Origin of the sequence: Klebsiella sp. B345 (assembly GCF_051131735.1) — a bacterium.
Taxonomy (GTDB): Bacteria; Pseudomonadota; Gammaproteobacteria; order Enterobacterales; family Enterobacteriaceae; genus Klebsiella.
In genome coordinates this window covers 3,793,643-3,813,263 of record NZ_CP180443.1, presented here as the reverse complement: position 1 = coordinate 3,813,263, position 19,621 = coordinate 3,793,643, and the positions used below count along the sequence as shown (strand labels likewise).

15 protein-coding genes are annotated in these 19,621 nt (G+C 55.9%); all 15 read right to left on the bottom strand.

Annotated elements, in window-relative coordinates; translation table 11 throughout:
• Positions 1 to 19 precede the first annotated feature (19 nt).
• A complete protein-coding gene (secA, locus tag ACMYSO_RS17900; RefSeq protein WP_434666435.1) occupies positions 20 to 2,725 on the bottom strand; it encodes a preprotein translocase subunit SecA in 2,706 nt (901 codons plus the stop codon).
• Positions 2,726 to 2,784: 59 nt separating this feature from the next.
• A complete protein-coding gene (gene secM / locus ACMYSO_RS17895; protein WP_434586364.1) occupies positions 2,785 to 3,279 on the bottom strand; it encodes a secA translation cis-regulator SecM in 495 nt (164 codons plus the stop codon).
• 251 nt (positions 3,280 to 3,530) lie between these two features.
• Entirely contained in the window at positions 3,531 to 4,448 is a 918-nt protein-coding gene (gene lpxC, locus ACMYSO_RS17890) for a UDP-3-O-acyl-N-acetylglucosamine deacetylase (protein ID WP_123757493.1), read from the bottom strand.
• A gap of 100 nt (positions 4,449 to 4,548) precedes the next feature.
• Positions 4,549 to 5,700 carry a cell division protein FtsZ gene (ftsZ, locus tag ACMYSO_RS17885; RefSeq protein WP_004857884.1) on the bottom strand — a complete coding sequence of 384 codons (1,152 nt, stop codon included), beginning with the start codon at positions 5,698 to 5,700 and terminating at the stop codon, positions 4,549 to 4,551.
• A gap of 62 nt (positions 5,701 to 5,762) precedes the next feature.
• A complete protein-coding gene (ftsA, locus tag ACMYSO_RS17880) occupies positions 5,763 to 7,025 on the bottom strand; it encodes a cell division protein FtsA (protein ID WP_123757494.1) in 1,263 nt (420 codons plus the stop codon).
• On the bottom strand, positions 7,022 to 7,855 hold the full coding sequence (gene ftsQ, locus ACMYSO_RS17875) for a cell division protein FtsQ (protein WP_434586365.1): 834 nt from the start codon (positions 7,853 to 7,855) through the stop codon (positions 7,022 to 7,024). The genes ftsA and ftsQ overlap by 4 nt, the downstream gene beginning before the upstream one ends.
• A 1-nt stretch (position 7,856) precedes the next feature.
• Positions 7,857 to 8,777 (bottom strand): D-alanine--D-alanine ligase, encoded by a 921-nt coding sequence (locus tag ACMYSO_RS17870; RefSeq protein WP_434586366.1) that lies wholly within the window; start codon positions 8,775 to 8,777, stop codon positions 7,857 to 7,859.
• Positions 8,770 to 10,245 carry a UDP-N-acetylmuramate--L-alanine ligase gene (gene murC / locus ACMYSO_RS17865; protein ID WP_434666432.1) on the bottom strand — a complete coding sequence of 492 codons (1,476 nt, stop codon included), beginning with the start codon at positions 10,243 to 10,245 and terminating at the stop codon, positions 8,770 to 8,772. Before murC ends, ACMYSO_RS17870 begins: the two co-directional genes overlap by 8 nt.
• A 47-nt stretch (positions 10,246 to 10,292) precedes the next feature.
• Positions 10,293 to 11,363 carry an undecaprenyldiphospho-muramoylpentapeptide beta-N-acetylglucosaminyltransferase gene (gene murG, locus ACMYSO_RS17860; RefSeq protein WP_434666429.1) on the bottom strand — a complete coding sequence of 357 codons (1,071 nt, stop codon included), beginning with the start codon at positions 11,361 to 11,363 and terminating at the stop codon, positions 10,293 to 10,295.
• Positions 11,360 to 12,619 (bottom strand): cell division protein FtsW, encoded by a 1,260-nt coding sequence (ftsW, locus tag ACMYSO_RS17855; RefSeq protein ID WP_434586369.1) that lies wholly within the window; start codon positions 12,617 to 12,619, stop codon positions 11,360 to 11,362. Before ftsW ends, murG begins: the two co-directional genes overlap by 4 nt.
• Positions 12,619 to 13,935 (bottom strand): UDP-N-acetylmuramoyl-L-alanine--D-glutamate ligase, encoded by a 1,317-nt coding sequence (murD, locus tag ACMYSO_RS17850; protein ID WP_434666427.1) that lies wholly within the window; start codon positions 13,933 to 13,935, stop codon positions 12,619 to 12,621. Before murD ends, ftsW begins: the two co-directional genes overlap by 1 nt.
• Before the next feature lie 2 nt (positions 13,936 to 13,937).
• The gene (gene mraY / locus ACMYSO_RS17845; protein WP_434666425.1) at positions 13,938 to 15,020 is read right to left on the bottom strand and encodes a phospho-N-acetylmuramoyl-pentapeptide-transferase; all 1,083 of its coding nucleotides are present in this window, start codon (positions 15,018 to 15,020) and stop codon (positions 13,938 to 13,940) included.
• Positions 15,014 to 16,372 (bottom strand): UDP-N-acetylmuramoyl-tripeptide--D-alanyl-D-alanine ligase, encoded by a 1,359-nt coding sequence (murF, locus tag ACMYSO_RS17840; protein WP_434666423.1) that lies wholly within the window; start codon positions 16,370 to 16,372, stop codon positions 15,014 to 15,016. The genes mraY and murF overlap by 7 nt, the downstream gene beginning before the upstream one ends.
• A complete protein-coding gene (murE, locus tag ACMYSO_RS17835) occupies positions 16,369 to 17,856 on the bottom strand; it encodes a UDP-N-acetylmuramoyl-L-alanyl-D-glutamate--2,6-diaminopimelate ligase (protein WP_434666421.1) in 1,488 nt (495 codons plus the stop codon). The genes murF and murE overlap by 4 nt, the downstream gene beginning before the upstream one ends.
• Positions 17,843 to 19,609, bottom strand: coding sequence for a peptidoglycan glycosyltransferase FtsI (locus ACMYSO_RS17830; RefSeq protein ID WP_123757504.1), 1,767 nt, complete (start codon positions 19,607 to 19,609; stop codon positions 17,843 to 17,845). The genes murE and ACMYSO_RS17830 overlap by 14 nt, the downstream gene beginning before the upstream one ends.
• Between the last annotated feature and the right edge of the window lie 12 nt (positions 19,610 to 19,621).

The following is a 19,621-nucleotide window of genomic DNA, read 5'->3' as shown; positions in this document are numbered from 1 at the left end:
TATTTTTTACTCTCTGAGATTAGCTCAGACGGCCGTGGCACTGTTTATATTTTTTACCAGAACCGCACGGGCAAGGATCGTTACGGCCCACTTTACGGTCGCCGGTTTCCTCGGCCAGCGCGGCGGCAGCGGCAGTGTCGTCATCCTGATGGCTGAGCTGCTGCATCTGCGCCAGGCGTTCAGCTTCCTCACGACGCTGCTGCTCCATCGCTTCAACTTCTTCCGGCATGCGGACCTGAACTTTGCTCAGTGTGCTGATCACTTCATACTTCAGGGATTCCAGCATCGCGGCGAACATGGAGAAGGATTCACGCTTATATTCCTGCTTCGGATCTTTCTGCGCATAGCCACGCAGATGGATACCCTGACGCAGGTAGTCCATTGCCGCCAGGTGCTCTTTCCACAGGGAGTCCAGAGTCTGGAGCATGACGCCTTTTTCGAAATGACGCATCATTTCGGTGCCAACCACTTCTTCCTTACGCTGATAGGTTTCAACCGCGCTCTGCAGAATACGCTCGCGCAACGTCTCTTCGTGCAGTTCCGGCTCTTTATCCAGCCACTCTTTCAGCGGCAGCTCAAGGTCGAAGTCGTTTTTCAGACGTTCCTGCAGGCCTTCAACATCCCACATTTCTTCCAGCGACTGCGGCGGAATATGGGCATCGATGGTCGCTTTGAAAACGTCTTCGCGGATGCTGTTAATGGTTTCGCTAACATCGGAGACGTCCAGCAGTTCGTTACGCTGGCTATAGATGGCACGACGCTGATCGTTCGCCACGTCATCATATTCCAGCAGTTGCTTACGAATATCAAAGTTGCGGCTTTCCACTTTACGCTGGGCGTTAGCGATGGCTTTGGTGACCCACGGGTGTTCAATCGCTTCGCCCGGTTTCATCCCCAGCTTACGCATCATGCCGGAGACACGGTCGGAGGCAAAAATACGCATCAGGGCATCTTCCATCGACAGGTAGAAGCGGGAAGAACCGGCATCACCCTGACGACCAGAACGGCCACGCAGCTGGTTATCGATACGACGCGATTCATGACGCTCGGTACCGATAATGTGCAGACCACCGGCAGCCAGTACGGCATCGTGACGAATCTGCCAGTCGGCTTTAATCTGCTCGATTTGTTCCGGCGTCGGATCTTCCAGCGCTGCCACTTCGGCCTGCCAGCTACCGCCGAGCATAATATCGGTACCACGACCGGCCATGTTGGTGGCGATGGTCACCGCTGACGGGTAGCCCGCCTGAGCAACGATATCCGCTTCGCTGGCGTGGAACTTGGCGTTCAGTACGTTGTGTTTGATACCGGCTTTCGTCAGTTCATGTGAAACCACTTCTGATTTTTCAATCGAAATAGTACCCACCAGCACCGGTTGGCCAGCAGCAGTACGCTCTTTAATATCTTCGATGATCGCCTGAATTTTTTCCGCTTCGGTCATATAGACCAGATCCGCCATATCTTTACGGATCATCGGACGGTTGGTCGGCACGACCACGGTATCCAGTTTATAGATAGAGCTGAATTCAAAGGCTTCGGTATCCGCAGTACCGGTCATCCCTGCCAGCTTCTCGTACAGACGGAAGTAGTTCTGGAAAGTGATGGAGGCCAGCGTCTGGTTCTCATTCTGGATATCCACACCCTCTTTCGCTTCAACGGCCTGATGCAGACCATCAGACCAGCGGCGCCCCTGCATCGTACGACCGGTGTGCTCATCGACAATAATGACTTCGCCATCCTTAACGATATAGTCAACGTCGCGGGTGAACAGCACGTGCGCGCGCAGCGCAGCCGTCACGTGGTGCATCAGCATAATATTGGACGGTGAATACAGTGATTCTCCTTCGTCCATAATACCTTCCTGCACCAGCAATTCTTCAATCAGCACCAGACCGCGTTCGGTCAGGTTAACCTGACGCGCTTTCTCATCGACAGAGAAGTGACCTTCACCGGTAAAGGTGTCGGAATCTTCTTTCTCCTGGCGCACCAGGTGCGGGATGATCTTGTTAACGCGTTTGTACATTTCTGAGCTGTCTTCGGCCGGGCCAGAAATGATCAGCGGAGTACGCGCTTCATCGATGAGGATGGAGTCCACCTCATCCACCAGCGCATAGTGCAGCTTACGCTGTACGCGTTCTTCAGGGCTAAACGCCATGTTGTCACGCAGGTAGTCAAAGCCGTATTCGTTGTTGGTACCGTAGGTAATATCCGCACCGTACGCTTCACGTTTGGCTGGCGCAGGCAGACCGGACATGTTGATACCGACGGTCATCCCGAGGAACTCGAACAGCGGACGGTTGTTTTCAGCATCACGCTGTGCCAGGTAGTCGTTGACGGTAACCACGTGGACGCCTTTTCCTGACAGTGCATTCAGATACGCAGGCAGGGTTGCGGTCAGGGTTTTACCTTCACCGGTACGCATTTCCGCGATGCAGCGTTCGTTCAATACCATACCGCCCAGCAACTGGACGTCGAAGTGACGCATCCCGAACACTCGTTTACTGGCTTCACGTACCACCGCAAAGGCCTCAGGGATCAGGCTCTCAACGCTTTCACCTTTCTCAAGGCGAGCACGGAATTCGACAGTTTTACCTTTCAGCTCGTCATCGGAGAGCTTTTCCATTGCCGGTTCCATGGCGTTGATCACGCCAACGATTTTGCGCATACGGCGCAGGGTACGATCGTTACGACTACCGAAAACTTTAGTTAATAATTTGATTAGCATAATAAAATCTCAAACGCCCCGCATCGCGGAGTCACAAAAAAGAATAATCCGTTTTTCGTTTAGCTGAGACGTTGAGGCCCTGCGCGTATCCCGGCGACCTGGCTGATCCAGGCCGAGATACTAAAGGCAGAATGGGACGGGTTGTAGGCCAGAAGACGGACGGCAACCGGCGGTTTGCTCTCCTGCGTCAGCAGTGCGCTGAGCGTGTCGAGTAAAGCCAGGTGCTGCGCCTGTAATGGCGAAGATTCTTCCGCAACCGGCAACGCCTGCGGTGCCATAGCAAATGACAGATGGCGAATAACCGTGCGTATTGCATGCTGATGCCAGTAATCGACGGTAAAGTTAGGTCGACGACTGGCTTCCAGCAGCGCCAGCTGGGAGAAGTTAACTTTCGTTGGATTATGGTTACTGGCCGTTGCTTTCGCCGGTGACGCGGTTTCGTGGCTATTGCTAAGCGCCGGCAAGCCGAGACTAGCCGCGACCATCCCCAACAGGAGATGCGGCCAGAAATATCGTCTGCCAAACTGTCGCCAGCGCGTCAGCAATCCACTCACGTACGTTACCTTTAGTTGAAGCAACCCCAGGAAAAAATTTTGCGCCCAAATACTACCATTAATACTGCGCTACGGCAGCATGAATGACAGCTCTGGCAAGTCAAAAGCGCTCAATAAAACAGCGAACGAACAATGAACAGCGCCGGAGAATTACAGCAGCCATAGGAGGGGAAGGCTAAAAAAGAAAAAAGACTGGCCCCCTGGCCGGAGAGGGTACCAGGTTACCAGTCGATTTTACTGAATGGTCAGGCTTACGCCATAACCATTGACGGTGCACGGAACGCCAGCGGCAGTTCTGCTTCGTCTTCGAAAGTCACATATTCCCAGGCTTCCTGTTTTGCCAGGACGGCCTGCAGCAATTTGTTATTCAACGCGTGACCAGATTTGAACGCCGTGAATGCACCGATGATATTGTGACCACACATAAACAGGTCACCAATCGCATCCAGCATTTTATGGCGGACAAACTCATCTTCGAAGCGCAAACCGTCTTCGTTCAATACGCGATAATCGTCAACAACGATGGCACAATCGAAGCTGCCGCCCAGGCACAGGCCGCGGGACTGCAGATATTCGATATCACGCATAAAACCAAAAGTACGAGCGCGACTAATCTGGCGCATAAATGCATCAGCAGAGAAGTTCATCGCGTAGCGCTGGTTGCTTGCATCAATCGCCGGATGGTTAAAGTCGATGGTAAAGTCCAACGAAAAACCATTGTACGGTTTGAATTCAGCCCATTTGTCGCCATCTTCAACACGCACGGTGTCTTTGATGCGGACAAATTTCTTCGCACAGTTCAGTTCATCGATGCCGGCATCCAGCAACAGATAAACGAACGGCGCAGCACTACCATCCATAATTGGAATTTCCGGCGCATCGACTTCAATCACAATGTTGTCAATGCCCAGGCCAGCCAGTGCGGCATTCAGGTGCTCGACTGTTGAAATCCGCACGTCATGCTCGTTCACCAGGCAAGTACAGAGCATGGTATCCCGCACAGATTTGGCATCAGCCGGAAAATCAACCGGTGGATTCAAGTCGGTGCGACGATAGATGACCCCGGTATTTGCCGGCGCAGGGCGTAACGTCAGGGTGACTTTCTTGCCGGTATGCAAACCGACGCCAGTCGCCTGAACGATACGTTTAAGAGTCCTTTGTTTGATCATCGTATAATCTCGCCAAGTTACCTATCCAACCGAAGTATATTATACATTCGGGAGGGCAGTTTAGCACAAAGAGCGCTGATGCCCAACTTCCAGCCAATTCTTAATCGGCTTGCTTACGCAGGAAAGCTGGAATATCCAGATAATCCGGCTCTTTCGCAGTTTGCGGCGTGTTGTCGTTCACCACTTTTGCGACCGGTTTCTGCTCTTGAGTTAATGGTGCCATACCGTGCTGCTGGTAGCGATCCATCACCGGCTGCTGAACCTGTTTGTTGGTCACCAGGGTGATTTCCGGACGTTTGTCCATGCCGATACCGGTAGCAACAACGGTTACACGCAGTTCGTCGTTCATGTCCGGGTCAAGGGAAGTACCGATAACCACGGTCGCGTTATCCGATGCGAAAGCACGGATCGTGTTACCCACGGTTTCGAACTCATCCAGACGCAGGTCGAAGCCCGCCGTGATGTTGACCAGAACGCCGCGCGCGCCGGACAGATCGATATCTTCCAGCAGCGGAGAAGAGATCGCCATTTCAGCAGCTTCTTCCGCACGGTCTTCACCGCTTGCGACGCCAGAACCCATCATCGCGTAGCCCATCTCTGACATCACCGTGCGCACATCCGCAAAGTCGACGTTCATCAGACCCGGGCGGGTGATCAGCTCGGCGATACCCTGTACTGCGCCTTTCAACACGTCGTTTGCCGCGCCGAAAGCATCCAGCAGAGAAATACCACGGCCGAGCACTTTTAGCAGCTTGTCGTTCGGAATGGTGATCAGTGAGTCCACGTGCTTGGACAGCTCCGTGATCCCCTGTTCGGCGAACGCCATGCGTTTTTTGCCTTCAAAGTTAAACGGCTTAGTGACTACCGCAACGGTCAGGATACCCAGATCCTTCGCCACTTCAGCCACAACCGGTGCTGCACCGGTGCCGGTACCACCGCCCATACCTGCGGCGATAAACACCATGTCTGCACCATCAAGAGCAGCACGTAACGCTTCACGGTCTTCGTCAGCCGCATTACGGCCCACTTCCGGGTTAGCGCCCGCACCCAGACCTTTGGTAATACCGCTACCGATCTGGATAGTCTGGCCAACAGCCGTTTTACGCAGTGCCTGCGCGTCGGTGTTCACCGCGAAGAATTCAACACCTTCGATGCGCTCGCGCACCATGTGCTCAACGGCATTGCCACCGCCGCCACCGACGCCGATGACTTTAATCACCGCGTCGTTGGTCAGTTCCATAGGTTCAAACATAGTTTCTCTCCGTTTTGTGCCTGTCGCCTGAGAACGCTAATTTTCTGCGTTCTCTGAAAAAATTAAAACTCTTTTCGCAGCCAGCTATTAAGTCGCTTAATCCACGAGCCAACTGATGCAGTTACGCGTTTTTCTACTTCTGCTTCACCACTAAGATGAGATTCCTTCCCGTAGTGCAGCAACCCAACCGCCGTCGAATAATACGGCTCCTGGGCATAATCCGTTAATCCGGTAATATTCAGCGGCGCGCCAATACGCACCTGCGTATGGAACACCCGCTGAGCACAGGCAGCAAGACCTTCAATTTGCGCCGCGCCGCCCGTTAATACAATCCCCGCCGCCAGATGGTGTTTCACCCCTTGCTGGCGAAGCTGCTCCTGCAACTGCAGGATCTCTTCGTTAACCAGATTGAGCAGCTCGGTATAACGCGGCTCAATAACCTCTGCCAGCGTCTGACGCTGCAGGCTGCGCGGCGGACGTCCACCGACGCTCGGCACCTCGACGTTTTCGTCTTTGCCGACGATAGAACCCAGCGCGCAACCGTGGCGAACTTTAATCGCTTCGGCATCGCTCGGCGGCGTACCAAAGGCGTAGGCGATATCGCTGGTCACCACATTGCCCGCGTACGGGATCACTTTGGTATGACGCAGCGCACCGCCGGTATACACGGCGATATCCATTGTACCACCGCCGATGTCCACCACGCAGACACCCAGCTCACGTTCATCTTCCGTCAGGACGGAATAACTAGCCGCTAAACCGGCGAAAATGAGTTGGTCTACTTTCAGACCACAACGTTCAACCGCTTTAACAATATTTTTCGCCATATCGTTATGGCAGGTAATCAGATGGACTTTAGCCTGCATACGCACGCCGGACAGACCCACCGGATTTTTAATCCCTTCCTGATAATCGATGGCATATTCCTGCGGAATAACGTGCAGAACACGATGCTCATCGCGTACGCGGACTGACTTCGCGGTATGCACCACGTTTTCAACATCGTCCTGCGTTACTTCTTCTTCCGAGATCGGCACCATGCCGATTTCATTTTGACAGCTAATATGTTTACCTGAAAGCGCCAGATACACCGACGAAATCTGGCAATCCGCCATCAGTTCGGCCTGGTCAATGGCGCGCTGTACGCATTTCACCACGGATTCCAGGTCGTTCACTCCGCCTTTATCCATACCACGCGAAGGGCAACTGCCCACGCCAATGATATTGACCACGCCATCGGGCAGAACTTCCCCTACTAAAGCGGCAACCTTTGCGGTGCCAATCTCCAGCCCAACTACCAGTTTTCTGTCCGTCGCCTTGATCATTGTTGTTCTGCCTGTGCCTGATTCTGTTGTTGGTTAGTTTCCTCTACGGGAGCAGGTACCCAGCCCACTGCCGCACCCGAGTCATAACGCAAATCAACATAGCTAATCCGTTTGCCGTCGGTCTGCGCTTGTTGCTGAAGAACCGGGTAGAGTTCCATAAAGCGCTGAAGTCGTTTCATGGTGTCGCCGCGACCAAGGTTGAGCTTAATATCGTTATTCAGCGTCAACTGCCAGGAGCGACGTGCGGTCATCGCCGCGACTTTCAACGTGAATTTATCCTTTGCCAGCACCTGCCCCATGTCGCGATACCCTTGCAACACTTCGTTCTCACTGCCTTCCGGGCCATACAGCATCGGTAAATTCTGCTTATTGGTACGATCCGCTGGTACGCTGAAGGAGTTTCCTTCTACGTCCACCATATGTTGATCATTCCAACGCGCAATCGGCACATATTCAACCAGATGAATCTTCAATTCATCTGGCCACTGCTTTCTAACGCTCGCCTGCTTAATCCACGGCAGACGTTCGATCTGACTCTGGATGATGTTGACATCCTGGGTCATAAAGGTTCCCGGCGAACCTAACGCCAGAATCGCCTGACGAATATCATCATTGCGCGTGTAGTGACGTTCACCGGTGACCACCATCCTGGACAGAGGTAAACGCTGTGCATCTTCCATCCAGCCCAGAACCATCCACCCGCTGACCAATACGGTACTTAGCACCGCTAGCAGGAAGAAAATCCCGGCCAGACGAGTTCCATTACTCCGGCGCAAAGAAGCGTTTTCTTCTTCTTCCTGGTTTCGCGTATTCAGCGCAGCCTGCGACATATCACCCCGCCAGGTCCAAAATGCGAACGACAAGTTGCGAGAAGCTCATTCCTGCCTGACGCGCCGCCATCGGCACCAGGCTGTGGCTGGTCATGCCAGGGGAAGTATTCGCTTCTAGCAAATAAAACTGGCCATCGCTGTCCAGCATTACGTCAATGCGTCCCCAACCTTTGCAGCCGAGAACATTCCAGGCTTTAAGTACCAGAGCCTGAATTTCTGACTCACGGACGGGATCCTCACAACCAGGGCAGAAATATTGCGTCTCATCAGAGAGATACTTCGCCTCATAATCATAGAAGGTTCCAGCCACCTGGATACGAATTGACGGTAAAATTTCTTCACCGACGATAGCGACGGTAAATTCGGGGCCACTCAGCCATTTTTCAATCAGAACGTCTTCATCATGCTGAAAAGCCAGCGTCAATGCACTCTGTAATGCACAACTTTCGCTCACTTTCGACATGCCAACGCTTGACCCTTCACAAGCCGGTTTGACAATCAATGGCAACCCAAGGGCGGCAATCTGTGCTTCCGTCCCGGCAGAGAGGCCTTTTTCGAACTGCGCGCGCGTCAACGCTACCCACGGTGCAACGGGTAAACCCGCGCCCTGCCACAGCAATTTGCTGCGAACTTTGTCCATGGAGATGGCCGATGCCATCACGCCGCTGCCGGTATAAGGCAGCTGAATCAGCTCCAGCAGCCCTTGCAACGTACCATCTTCGCCACCGCGACCATGCAGCGCAATAAACGCTTTCTTAAACCCCATCTGTTTCAACTGGGTCACATCAACATCACGGGGGTCAACCGGATGCGCATCCACGCCCGCTTCGCGCAGGCCAGCAAGCACCGCAGTGCCCGAATTCAGTGAAACATCACGCTCAGCAGAGGTGCCGCCAAAAAGAACCGCGATTTTATCAGCCACGGTGCTCCTCCTCCGTTTTTTGCGGCACGAGTTTGATTTCAGCCAGGTGGCGTGCGATTTTTCCTATGTTTCCTGCGCCCTGCACCAGGATCAGGTCATTGCCTGTTAACACTGACGCCAGCATTTCAGCCGCCTGAACCGGATCGGAGAGCAGAATCGGGTCGACTTTACCGCGACCACGAATGGTACGGCACAGCGAACGGCTATCCGCTCCCGGAATCGGCGCCTCGCCAGCGGAATAGACATCCAGCATCAGCAACGCATCAACCTGAGTCAGCACGTTGGCGAAATCATCGTAGAGATCGCGGGTACGTGTGAAACGGTGCGGCTGGAATAACATCACCAGATTTTTATCCGGCCAGCCCGCGCGTGCGGCTTTAATCGTGGCATCCACTTCTGTTGGGTGATGACCGTAATCATCAATTAACATCGCGCTGCCGCTTTTCCCGTTGACCGCGGCTAACGGATACTCGCCGAGGAAATCAAAACGACGACCGGTTCCCTGGAAGCTTTCCAGCGCTCTGAGGATCGCGCTATCGTCAATCCCTTCTTCCGTCGCCACGGCAACCGCAGCGGCTGCGTTCAGCGCGTTATGGCGACCCGGCGCATTCAGCGTCACCTGCAGCGGCTCTTTATCCTGGCGAACCAGGCGGAAATGACCCTGAGCGCCAACCTGACGGTACTCTTCGACGCGCACATCGGCATCGTCGCTGAAACCGTAGGTGGTGACCTGACGACCCACGCGTGGGAGCAGTTCACGAATGACCGGATCGTCCACACACATCACCGCACGTCCGTAGAACGGCAGGTTGTGCAGGAAATTAATAAAGGTCTGCTTCAGGTTCTCAAAGTCGCCATGGTAGGTGTCCATGTGGTCGGCTTCGATGTTGGTCACGATAGCGACCATCGGTTGCAGGTGCAGGAACGACGCATCGCTCTCATCAGCTTCGGCAATCAGGTAGCGGCTGTGGCCGAGACGGGCGTGAACCCCCGCCGCTTTCACCAGCCCACCGTTGACGAAGGTTGGGTCAAGGCCCGCTTCCGCATAGATGCTGGAAACCATCGCCGTCGTGGTGGTTTTGCCGTGCGTACCGGCAATAGCAATGCCGTGGCGAAAACGCATCAGCTCCGCCAGCATCTCTGCGCGGCGAATAACCGGGATACGCGCTTCATGTGCCGCGACAATTTCCGGGTTTTCCGCGGAAATGGCGCTGGACACCACCACCACACTCGCATCGCGCACGTTTTCCGGGCGATGGTTGAAATAGATCGTGGCGCCAAGTTGCGACAACTGTTGCGTGACCGGATTCGGCGCCAGGTCGGAGCCGCTAATCTGGTAACCTTCGTTAGCCAAAACTTCGGCAATACCGCCCATACCGGCACCGCCAATGCCAACAAAGTGAATGTGCCGGACGCGACGCATCTCGGGCACTATGGAACGCAGTTTCGCCAGATCTTGTGTATTCATTCTTTACGCCATCTACATCTTTATACGGACGGTGAGATTCACCGTGATTAGCGCGCCAGTGCTGCAGCGCTCACTTCTTCTGCTACCCGTTCGGTAGCATCCGGAATCGAGGCTCTACGCGCTCGTTCCGCCATATCCAGCAGCGTTTCCCGATCCCAGCCAGCCAGCGTCTGCGCTACGGCATCGACGGTGAACTGAGGTTGTTCGAGAATTTTCGCTGCGCCCGCTTTCTCCAGCGGCAGTGCATTCCAGTACTGCTGACGATCCTTGTGCTGAAATGGCACAAATAACGCCGGTAATCCTGCTGCGGCAATTTCACTCACCGTCAACGCACCGGAACGACACACAACAACATCAGCCCAGGCATACGCGGCAGCCATGTCATCAATAAATTCAGTCACTTTATGTTGTGGCTGCCCGGCATCGGCATAGGCCTGCTGTACCGTCTGCTGAGCACCTTTGCCACTTTGGTGCCAGATGGTCACTGCGCCTTCCAGTTTCCCTGCCACCTTCGGCATGGTCTGGTTCAGGACGCGCGCGCCCTGAGAACCGCCCACCACTAACACACGTGTCGGCCCCTGACGCCCGACCAGGCGCTGCTCAGGTAACGGCAGTGCCAGCACATCGGTACGCACCGGATTGCCCACAACATCGGCATGCGGGAACGCGCCAGGGAATGCCTGCAGCACTTTCTTTGCTATCTTCGCCAGCCACTTATTGGTCAGGCCGGCAATACCATTTTGTTCATGCAGTACGACCGGGATACCCAGCGACCACGCAGCCAGACCGCCCGGACCGGAAACATATCCGCCCATGCCTAACACCACATCCGGCTGAAACCGTTTCATGATTTCCCGCGCCTGACGCCAGGCGTGGAAGATACGGACGGGTGCCTGCAACTGCGCTTTGAGGCCTTTTCCGCGCAGGCCAGAAATCTGGATGAAATCAATATCAATGCCATGCTTCGGCACTAAATCCGCTTCCATACGATCGGCAGTACCCAGCCAGCGAACCTGCCAGCCCTGGTCCATTAAATGGTGCGCGACCGCCAGCCCCGGGAACACATGTCCGCCGGTACCGCCCGCCATCACCATTAGCCGCTTTTCCTGACCACTCATCGAACACCCCGTGTAAACGCCTGGGCTTTTTCCAGACGGGTTTCATAATCAATTCGCAACAGCAACATGATGGCCGTTGACATAATCAGCAAACTGGAGCCACCGTAACTGATCAGCGGCAGCGTCAGACCTTTGGTTGGCAGCATACCTGCCGCTGCCCCGACGTTAACCAGTGCCTGAAAGCTGAACCAGATACCAATGGCGCATGCCAGAAAACCGGAGAAGCGATGGTTGATTTCCAGCGCTTTACGCCCAATCGACATGGCGCGAAAGGCGACGAAGAATACCATTAATAGGGCCAGTACCACACCGATATAACCGAGTTCTTCGCCGATAATGGCGAAGATGAAGTCGGTATGAGCTTCCGGTAAATACTCCAGTTTCTGTACCGAGTTACCTAAGCCCTGCCCCCACATTTCACCGCGGCCGAACGCCATCAGCGACTGGGTTAACTGGTAACCGCTGCCGAACGGGTCTTCCCACGGGTTCCAGAAGGAAGTCACGCGGCGAATACGATAGGGCTCAGCGAGGATCAGCAGCACCACCGCCGAGATCCCCATGCCGATAATGGCGATGAACTGCCACAGCTTCGCGCCACCAAGAAACAGCATTGCCAGGGTGGTCACGAACAGCACGACCACGGTACCGAGGTCCGGCTGCGCCAGCAGCAGAATCGCGAGGACGAAAATCACGCCCATCGGCTTTAAGAAGCCGCGGAGGTTATTACGGACCTCATCCCCTTTACGCACCAGATAGTTGGCGATGTAGCAGAACAGCGAGAGCTTGGTAAATTCTGCCGGCTGAATACGCAGCGGGCCCAGCGCAATCCAGCGCGAGGCGCCGTTTACCGAACTACCGACCACCAGTACGATCAGCAGCATCACGATAGAGGCGATGAGCATGGCGGTACTGTGCCGCTGCCAGAACTCCATCGGCAGACGCAGGGTTACCATCGCCAGCCCGAGCGCCAGCAGAATATATAATCCGTCACGCTTGGCGAACAAAAAGGGATCGTTGGCCAGGCGCTGTCCAACCGGCATCGACGCCGACGTCACCATAATAAAACCGACAGCTGCCAGGCCGAAAGTCAGCCACAACAGCATGCGGTCATACATCACCAGGCTATCGTTATCTTTCTGACGCGAGCCCATCACCCAGCCTTTCAGCGCGGCGAACAGCCAGGAGAAGATAAACATCCCCGGCAGGCGCGGCAGTCTCCACTGAGGCATTCTCAGGCGCGGGAGGGATAAACGCATCAGCCTAACTCCTTAGCCAGACGGGCAAAAACATCGCCACGTTGTTCAAAGCTCTTGAACTGATCGAGGCTGGCGCATGCCGGGGATAACAGCACCATATCGCCTGATTTCAGCAGCGGCGCAATCTGGCGCATCGCCTCTTCCATCGTGGCGGTCTGGGTTGCCACGTCCGGGCGCAGCGCTGCCAGCTGTTCGCCATCACGACCAAAGCAGTACAGACGGATATGATCTCCCGTCAGATAGCGCGTCAGCGGCGTAAAATCGGCAGATTTACCGTCGCCGCCCAGCAGCAGGTACAGCGTACCGTCGAGATGCAGCCCGTTCAGTGCCGCTTCGGTGCTGCCCACGTTGGTCGCTTTGGAATCGTTAATCCAGCGAACGCCGTTGTGATCCAGCACCAGTTGGAAACGGTGTGCCAGGCCGGTAAAGGTGGTCAGCGCCTTGAGGCTGCTGGCACGCGGCAGGCCGGCGGCATCCGCCAGCGCGAGTGCCGCCAGGGCGTTGCTGTAGTTGTGCTGGCCGGTGATGTGCATCTCTTTCACGTTAAGCACCTTTTCACCTTTAACCCGCAACCAGGTTTCACCCTGCTGACGGTTAAGGTGATAGTCACCGACATCCACACCAAAGCTAACGCAGCGCTCATCGGCGCCGCGAACCGGCATCGTCAGTCGGTCATCGGCATTCACGATGCAGGTCTTCGCATTTTCATACACCCGCAGTTTGGCAGCGCGATACTGCTGCAAACCCAGCGGGTAGCGGTCCATATGATCCTCGGTAACGTTGAGGATCGTCGCCGCAACTGCCCGCAAACTGGAGGTGGTCTCCAGCTGGAAGCTGGAGAGTTCCAGAACATACAGCTCGCGATCTGCATCAAGCAGCATCAGGGCAGGCAGGCCAATATTGCCGCCAACGCCGACGTTCACGCCGGCCGCTTTCGCCATTTCGCCCACCAGGGTCGTCACGGTGCTTTTACCGTTAGAGCCGGTAATGGCAATAATCGGTGCCTGCGCTTCACGACAGAACAGTTCGATATCGCCAACGATCTCCACGCCAGCATCCGCCGCTTCGCTCAATGCAGGATGCGCCAGCGCGATACCAGGGCTTGCCACTATCAGGTCCGCCGCCAACAGCCAGTCACTGTTCAACCCGCCAACGTAACGTTCAACCGCTTCAGGCAGCTTGTCGAGGCCTGACGGCGTGGCGCGAGTATCCATCACCCGCGGCGTCACGCCGCGCGCCATGAAGAAGTCCACGCAAGATAGCCCGGTCATGCCCAGGCCAATAATGACGACTTTTTTACCCTGATAATCTGCCATGATTAACGTACCTTCAGCGTCGCCAGGCCAATCAGCACCAGCATCAGCGAAATAATCCAGAAGCGCACGATCACGCGCGGCTCCGGCCAGCCTTTCAGTTCATAGTGGTGGTGAATCGGCGCCATACGGAAGATGCGCTGACCGCGCAGCTTAAAGGAGCCGACCTGCAGAATGACCGACAGGGTCTCCACCACGAACACGCCACCCATAATCACCAGCAGGAACTCCTGGCGCAGCAGCACGGCGATAATACCCAGCGCGCCGCCCAGTGCCAGCGATCCGACATCGCCCATAAAGACCTGTGCCGGGTAGGTGTTGAACCATAAGAAGCCCAGCCCCGCGCCGACAATCGCCGTACAGACGATAACCAGTTCACCAGCATGTCGTAGATACGGAATGTGCAGGTAGTTGGCAAAGTTCATGTTACCCGTTGCCCATGCCACCAGCGCAAAGCCCGCGGCCACGAATACGGTTGGCATAATTGCCAGGCCATCAAGGCCATCGGTCAGGTTGACCGCGTTACCGGTGCCGACAATCACGAAGTAGGCCAGCAGGATGTAGAGGATCCCCAGCTGCGGCATGATGTCTTTAAAGAACGGCACAACCAGCTGAGTCGCTGGCGTATCTTTCCCGGCCATATACAGCGCGAACGCGACGCCCAGCGCAATCACCGACATCCAGAAGTACTTCCAGCGGGCAATCAGCCCTTTGGTATCTTTGCGCACCACTTTGCGGTAATCATCAACGAAACCGATAATGCCGTAGCCAATCAGTACCGTCAGAACGCACCACACATACGGGTTGGAGGGGTAGGCCCACAGCAGCACCGAAACCACAATCGCGGTGAGGATCATGATCCCCCCCATGGTCGGGGTACCGCGTTTACTGAAGTGAGATTCCGGACCGTCGTTACGTACGACCTGGCCGAAAGAGAGTTTTTGCAGACGGGCGATCATGCGCGGGCCCATCCACAACGAGATGAACAGCGCGGTCAGCAGGCTGACGATGGCGCGAAACGTCAGATAGGAAAAGACGTTAAAGCCGGAATAATATTTGACCAGATGTTCGGCCAGCCATACTAACATGTTCCATTCTCCTGTAATGCGCGTACTACCTCTTCCATGGCGGCACTACGTGAACCCTTCACTAAAATGGTGATGATTTTGTGTTCTGACGTCAGTTCGCGCAGACGCGCCACCAGCGATGCTTTATCGCTAAGGTGTTCGCCTGCGCCACTGGCGCGACTAATTTCTGCGCTCAGCACGCCGGTGCTGAGGACACGGTCAATCCCTGCCGCTTTCGCCGCCTCGCCGACCTGGCGATGACAGTCTTCGCTTTCTGCACCCAGTTCAGCCATATCGCCAACGACCAGGACACGGTAACCCGGCATCTCGGAGAGCACCTGCACCGCGGCGGTCATCGAACCGACGTTAGCGTTATAGGAGTCATCGAGCAGCAGTTGGGTCTCGCTGAGCGCAATCGGGAACAGACGCCCCGGCACCGCTTTCAGCTGCGCCAGACCGGCTTTCACCGCGCTGAGATCGGCGCCCACCGCCATCGCCAGCGAAGTTGCTGCCAGCGCATTAGCGATATTATGACGGCCCGGCAACGGCAGCAGAACATCCACGCTCCCCACCGGAGTTTGCAGGGTAAATTCGGTGCCATGGCTGGTGATATGGATATTGGTGGCGGTAAAGTCGCTCTGCGCCGCGTCAGGCGAGAAGCGCCAGACCTTGCGTGCGCCGATAACCGCTTGCCAGTTCAGCCAGTCGTTATTGTCCGCATTGAGGATCGCGATGCCGTTTTCAGGCAGGCCGGTAAAGATTTCGCCTTTCGCTTTTGCCACACCGGCCAGTGAACCGAAACCTTCGAGGTGCGCAGCGGCCAGGTTGTTGACCAGCGCAGCTTCCGGACGCGTCAGGCTGACGGTCCAGGCAATTTCACCCTGATGATTAGCGCCTAATTCGATCACCGCATAATCATGTTCTTTGGTCAGACGCAGCAGCGTCATCGGCACACCGATGTCGTTATTCAGGTTACCGGCGGTATACAGGGTATTGCCGCACTGGCTCAGGATCGCCGCGGTCATCTCTTTCACCGACGTTTTCCCGGAGGAACCGGTCAGCGCCACGACGCGCGCCGGCACCTGCTGGCGAACCCAGGCAGCCAGTTCACCAAAAGCCAGGCGGGTATCGTTCACGACAACCTGTGGTAAATCACATGCCAGGCGGCGGCTGACCAGCAGTGCGCCCGCGCCGGCCTGCTTCGCCTGCTCTGCAAAGTCGTGAGCATCGAAACGCTCACCCTTCAGCGCTACGAACAGGCAACCGTTGGTGATCTTGCGGGTGTCAGAGGTCACCTCATCGATGGCCAGATCGCCACCGTGCAATTCGCCGTGCGTGATGTCGGCGAGCTGGCTTAACGTAAAGCGAATCATGCTACCGCTCCCAGCAGACGGGCCACGGTGACGCGATCGGAGTAGTCAAGGCGACGATTGCCAACAATCTGGTAGTCCTCATGGCCTTTTCCGGCAACCAGGACCACATCGCCCTCTTGTGCCTGCATCACGGCGTTGGTCACCGCTTCAGCCCGGCCCTCTTTCACTTTCGCGTGCCCGGCATCAAGCATCCCGGCGAGAATATCGCTGATGATCGCCTGGGGCTCTTCGGTACGCGGGTTGTCATCAGTCACGACGACAATGTCAGCAAACTCTTCAGCAATGGCCCCCATCAGAGGACGTTTGCCTTTGTCACGATCGCCGCCGCAGCCAAAGACGCACCACAGCTTACCGTTACAGTGCAAACGCGCCGCCTGCAGCGCTTTTTCCAGCGCATCCGGGGTATGGGCATAATCCACAACGACGGTCGGTTTGCCCGGCGCGCTGAACACTTCCATACGCCCACAGACCGGCTGCAGACGAGATGCCGTGTTCAGCAGTTCCTCCAGCGGATACCCCAGCGCCAGCAGTGTTGCCAGCGCCAGCAGCAGGTTGCTGACGTTAAAGGCGCCCATCAGGCGGCTCTCTATTTCGCCCTTGCCCCAGCTGGAATCAAACTGAATGGTCGCCCCGCTGTCGTGATAGCTCACCGCCGTCGCCTTCAGCCAGCGGCCGTGGCAGTTCGGGTTAATATGATCTTCGATCGACACCGCGACCGCGTCCGGCAGCTTCGCCAGCCAACGACGGCCCACTTCATCGTCCGCGTTGACAATCGCCTGACCGCAGTGGTGCGTGGAGTAAAGCAGCCATTTTGCCGCTTCGTAATGTTCCATATCACCGTGGTAATCGAGATGATCCCGGCTCAAGTTAGTAAAGACCGAGGCGGCAAACTGCAGCGCCGCTACGCGATGCTGCACCAGACCGTGGGAAGAGACTTCCATGGCAGCAAACGTTGCCCCCTGCCCTGCGAGGCCGGAAAGCACATGCTGCACATCGACCGCAGAGCCAGTGGTGTTTTCCGTCGGAATAACTTTATCCAGCAGACCGTTACCGACCGTCCCCATCACCGCGCTGGTATCGCCAAGCAGTTTGGCCCACTGCGCCAGCAGTTGTGTAGTGGTGGTTTTACCGTTGGTTCCGGTGACGCCCACCAGACGCAACTGTGAGGAAGGCTGATGGTAAAAACGCCCGGCCAGCGCCGACAGACGCTCATTGAGTTGGCTGAGATAAATTACCGGCACGCCGTGCATTTCACGGATTTCGCCGTCTTCAGCCTCATCTTTGGCCTCAGCAATAATGGCAGCAACACCTTGCGCTATCGCCTGCGGGATATAACGACGCCCGTCCGCCTGATGACCCAAAACCGCAATAAAGAGATCGCCGGAAGCAGCCACCCGGCTGTCCAGCGTCATTTCTCGCAGAATTCGCTCCGGCGCATTTGGCACCCACGGAGCGAGAAGGTCGCGCAAATTACGATCTGCCACCTGTTCCCTCGCCTTGATTAATCACAAATTCACTTTTTTCGCCCGTTGCCAGCGCGTCCGGCTCGATGTTCATGGTGCGCAGTACGCCGCCCATGATGGCACCAAAGACCGGCGCGGAAACGGCGCCGCCGTAGTATTTACCCGCCTGCGGATCGTTGATCACCACCACCAACGCAAAGCGCGGGTGGCTGGCGGGCGCAACGCCTGCGGTGTAAGCAATATATTTGTTGATATAGCGGCCATCCGGCCCCACTTTCTTCGCGGTACCGGTTTTGATGGCAATGCGGTAACCTTTGATTGCCGCCTTCACGCCGCCGCCACCGGGCAGCGCCACGCTTTCCATCATGTGTACAACAGTACGAACGAGAGGTTCCGGGAACACACGCTCACCGGGAACCGGCGGATCAACTTTGGTGATCGACAGCGGGCGATAGATGCCATAGCTGCCAATCGTTGCGTAGACTCGCGCTAACTGTAACGGCGTTACCATTAGCCCGTAGCCGAAAGAAAAGGTGGCCCTCTCTATGTCAGACCACCGTTGTTTTTGAGGGTATAAGCCACTGCGTTCTCCGACCAACCCCAAATTGGTCGCTTTTCCGAGCCCAAAACGTGAGTAAGTATCTACTAACGCTGAGGACGGCATCGCTAACGCCAGCTTGGAAACACCGACGTTACTCGACTTCTGTAGTACCCCGGTCAGGGTCAATTCACTGTAGCGTGCCACGTCTTTAATCTCGTGGCCGTTAATTCGGTAAGGAATGGTATTCAGCACGGTATTTTCGTTGACAATCCCGCGCTGCAACGCGGTCATCACCACCATCGGCTTGACCGTGGAACCCGGTTCAAACACGTCGGTAATGGCGCGGTTACGCATGATGTCCTTGGCGGTACCGGAGAAATTGTTCGGGTTATATGACGGGCTGTTGGCCATCGCCAGCACTTCACCGGTGCTGACATCCACCAGCACCGCGCTTCCCGATTCCGCTTTGTTAAACGCCACGGCATTGTTCAGTTCGCGGTAGACCAGTGCCTGCAGACGCTCATCAATGCTTAACGCCAGGTTATGCGCCGCCTGGCTGTCGGTTGAAGAGATATCTTCAATGACGCGGCCATAGCGGTCTTTACGCACGATACGCTCGCCAGGCTGGCCGGTAAGCCATTTGTCAAAGCTCTTCTCGACGCCTTCAATCCCCTGACTATCCACGTTAGTGAAGCCAATGAGGTGAGCAGTAACTTCCCCTGACGGGTAGTAACGGCGCGACTCTTCGCGCATATGGATGCCCGGCAGCTTGAGCTTCTTGATGTAATCCGCCATGTCCGGGTTGACCTGACGCGCCAGGTAGATAAAGCGCATCCGCGGATTGGTATTGATACGTGATGCCAGCTGATCCAGCGGCATGTTTAACGCATCAGCCAGCGCTTTCCAGCGATTATCAATGCTGACGCCACCCGCTTCGTGCAGCTCTTTCGGGTCGGCCCAAATGGCCTTCACCGGCACGCTCACCGCCAGAGGACGACCAGAGCGATCGGTAATCAAGCCACGCGCGGTAGAAACCTCCTGCACGCGTAGCGAACGCATATCGCCCTGACGAACCAGCATGTCCGGGCTGATCACTTGTAGCCAGGCCACACGACCCAGCAGGAAAGTCAGAGCCAGCAGAATACAGCCGCACAGCAACGCAAAACGCCAACTGATAAAGTTGGCCTGTTCTTCCTGACGTTTTGGTTTTAGCGTTTTCGGCGCTGCTTTCATGCGTCGCAATAA

Coding starts and splice junctions, on each gene's coding strand:
- murD (WP_434666427.1), bottom strand. CDS start 13,935: ATGGCAGATTATCAGGGTAAAAAAGTCGTCATTATTGGCCTGGGCATG.
- ftsA (WP_123757494.1), bottom strand. CDS start 7,025: ATGATCAAGGCGACGGACAGAAAACTGGTAGTTGGGCTGGAGATTGGC.
- murF (WP_434666423.1), bottom strand. CDS start 16,372: ATGATTCGCTTTACGTTAAGCCAGCTCGCCGACATCACGCACGGCGAA.
- murC (WP_434666432.1), bottom strand. CDS start 10,245: ATGAATACACAAGATCTGGCGAAACTGCGTTCCATAGTGCCCGAGATG.
- ftsW (WP_434586369.1), bottom strand. CDS start 12,619: ATGCGTTTATCCCTCCCGCGCCTGAGAATGCCTCAGTGGAGACTGCCG.
- ftsQ (WP_434586365.1), bottom strand. CDS start 7,855: ATGTCGCAGGCTGCGCTGAATACGCGAAACCAGGAAGAAGAAGAAAAC.
- lpxC (WP_123757493.1), bottom strand. CDS start 4,448: ATGATCAAACAAAGGACTCTTAAACGTATCGTTCAGGCGACTGGCGTC.
- murG (WP_434666429.1), bottom strand. CDS start 11,363: ATGAGTGGTCAGGAAAAGCGGCTAATGGTGATGGCGGGCGGTACCGGC.
- ACMYSO_RS17830 (WP_123757504.1), bottom strand. CDS start 19,609: ATGAAAGCAGCGCCGAAAACGCTAAAACCAAAACGTCAGGAAGAACAG.
- ftsZ (WP_004857884.1), bottom strand. CDS start 5,700: ATGTTTGAACCTATGGAACTGACCAACGACGCGGTGATTAAAGTCATC.
- secA (WP_434666435.1), bottom strand. CDS start 2,725: ATGCTAATCAAATTATTAACTAAAGTTTTCGGTAGTCGTAACGATCGT.
- mraY (WP_434666425.1), bottom strand. CDS start 15,020: ATGTTAGTATGGCTGGCCGAACATCTGGTCAAATATTATTCCGGCTTT.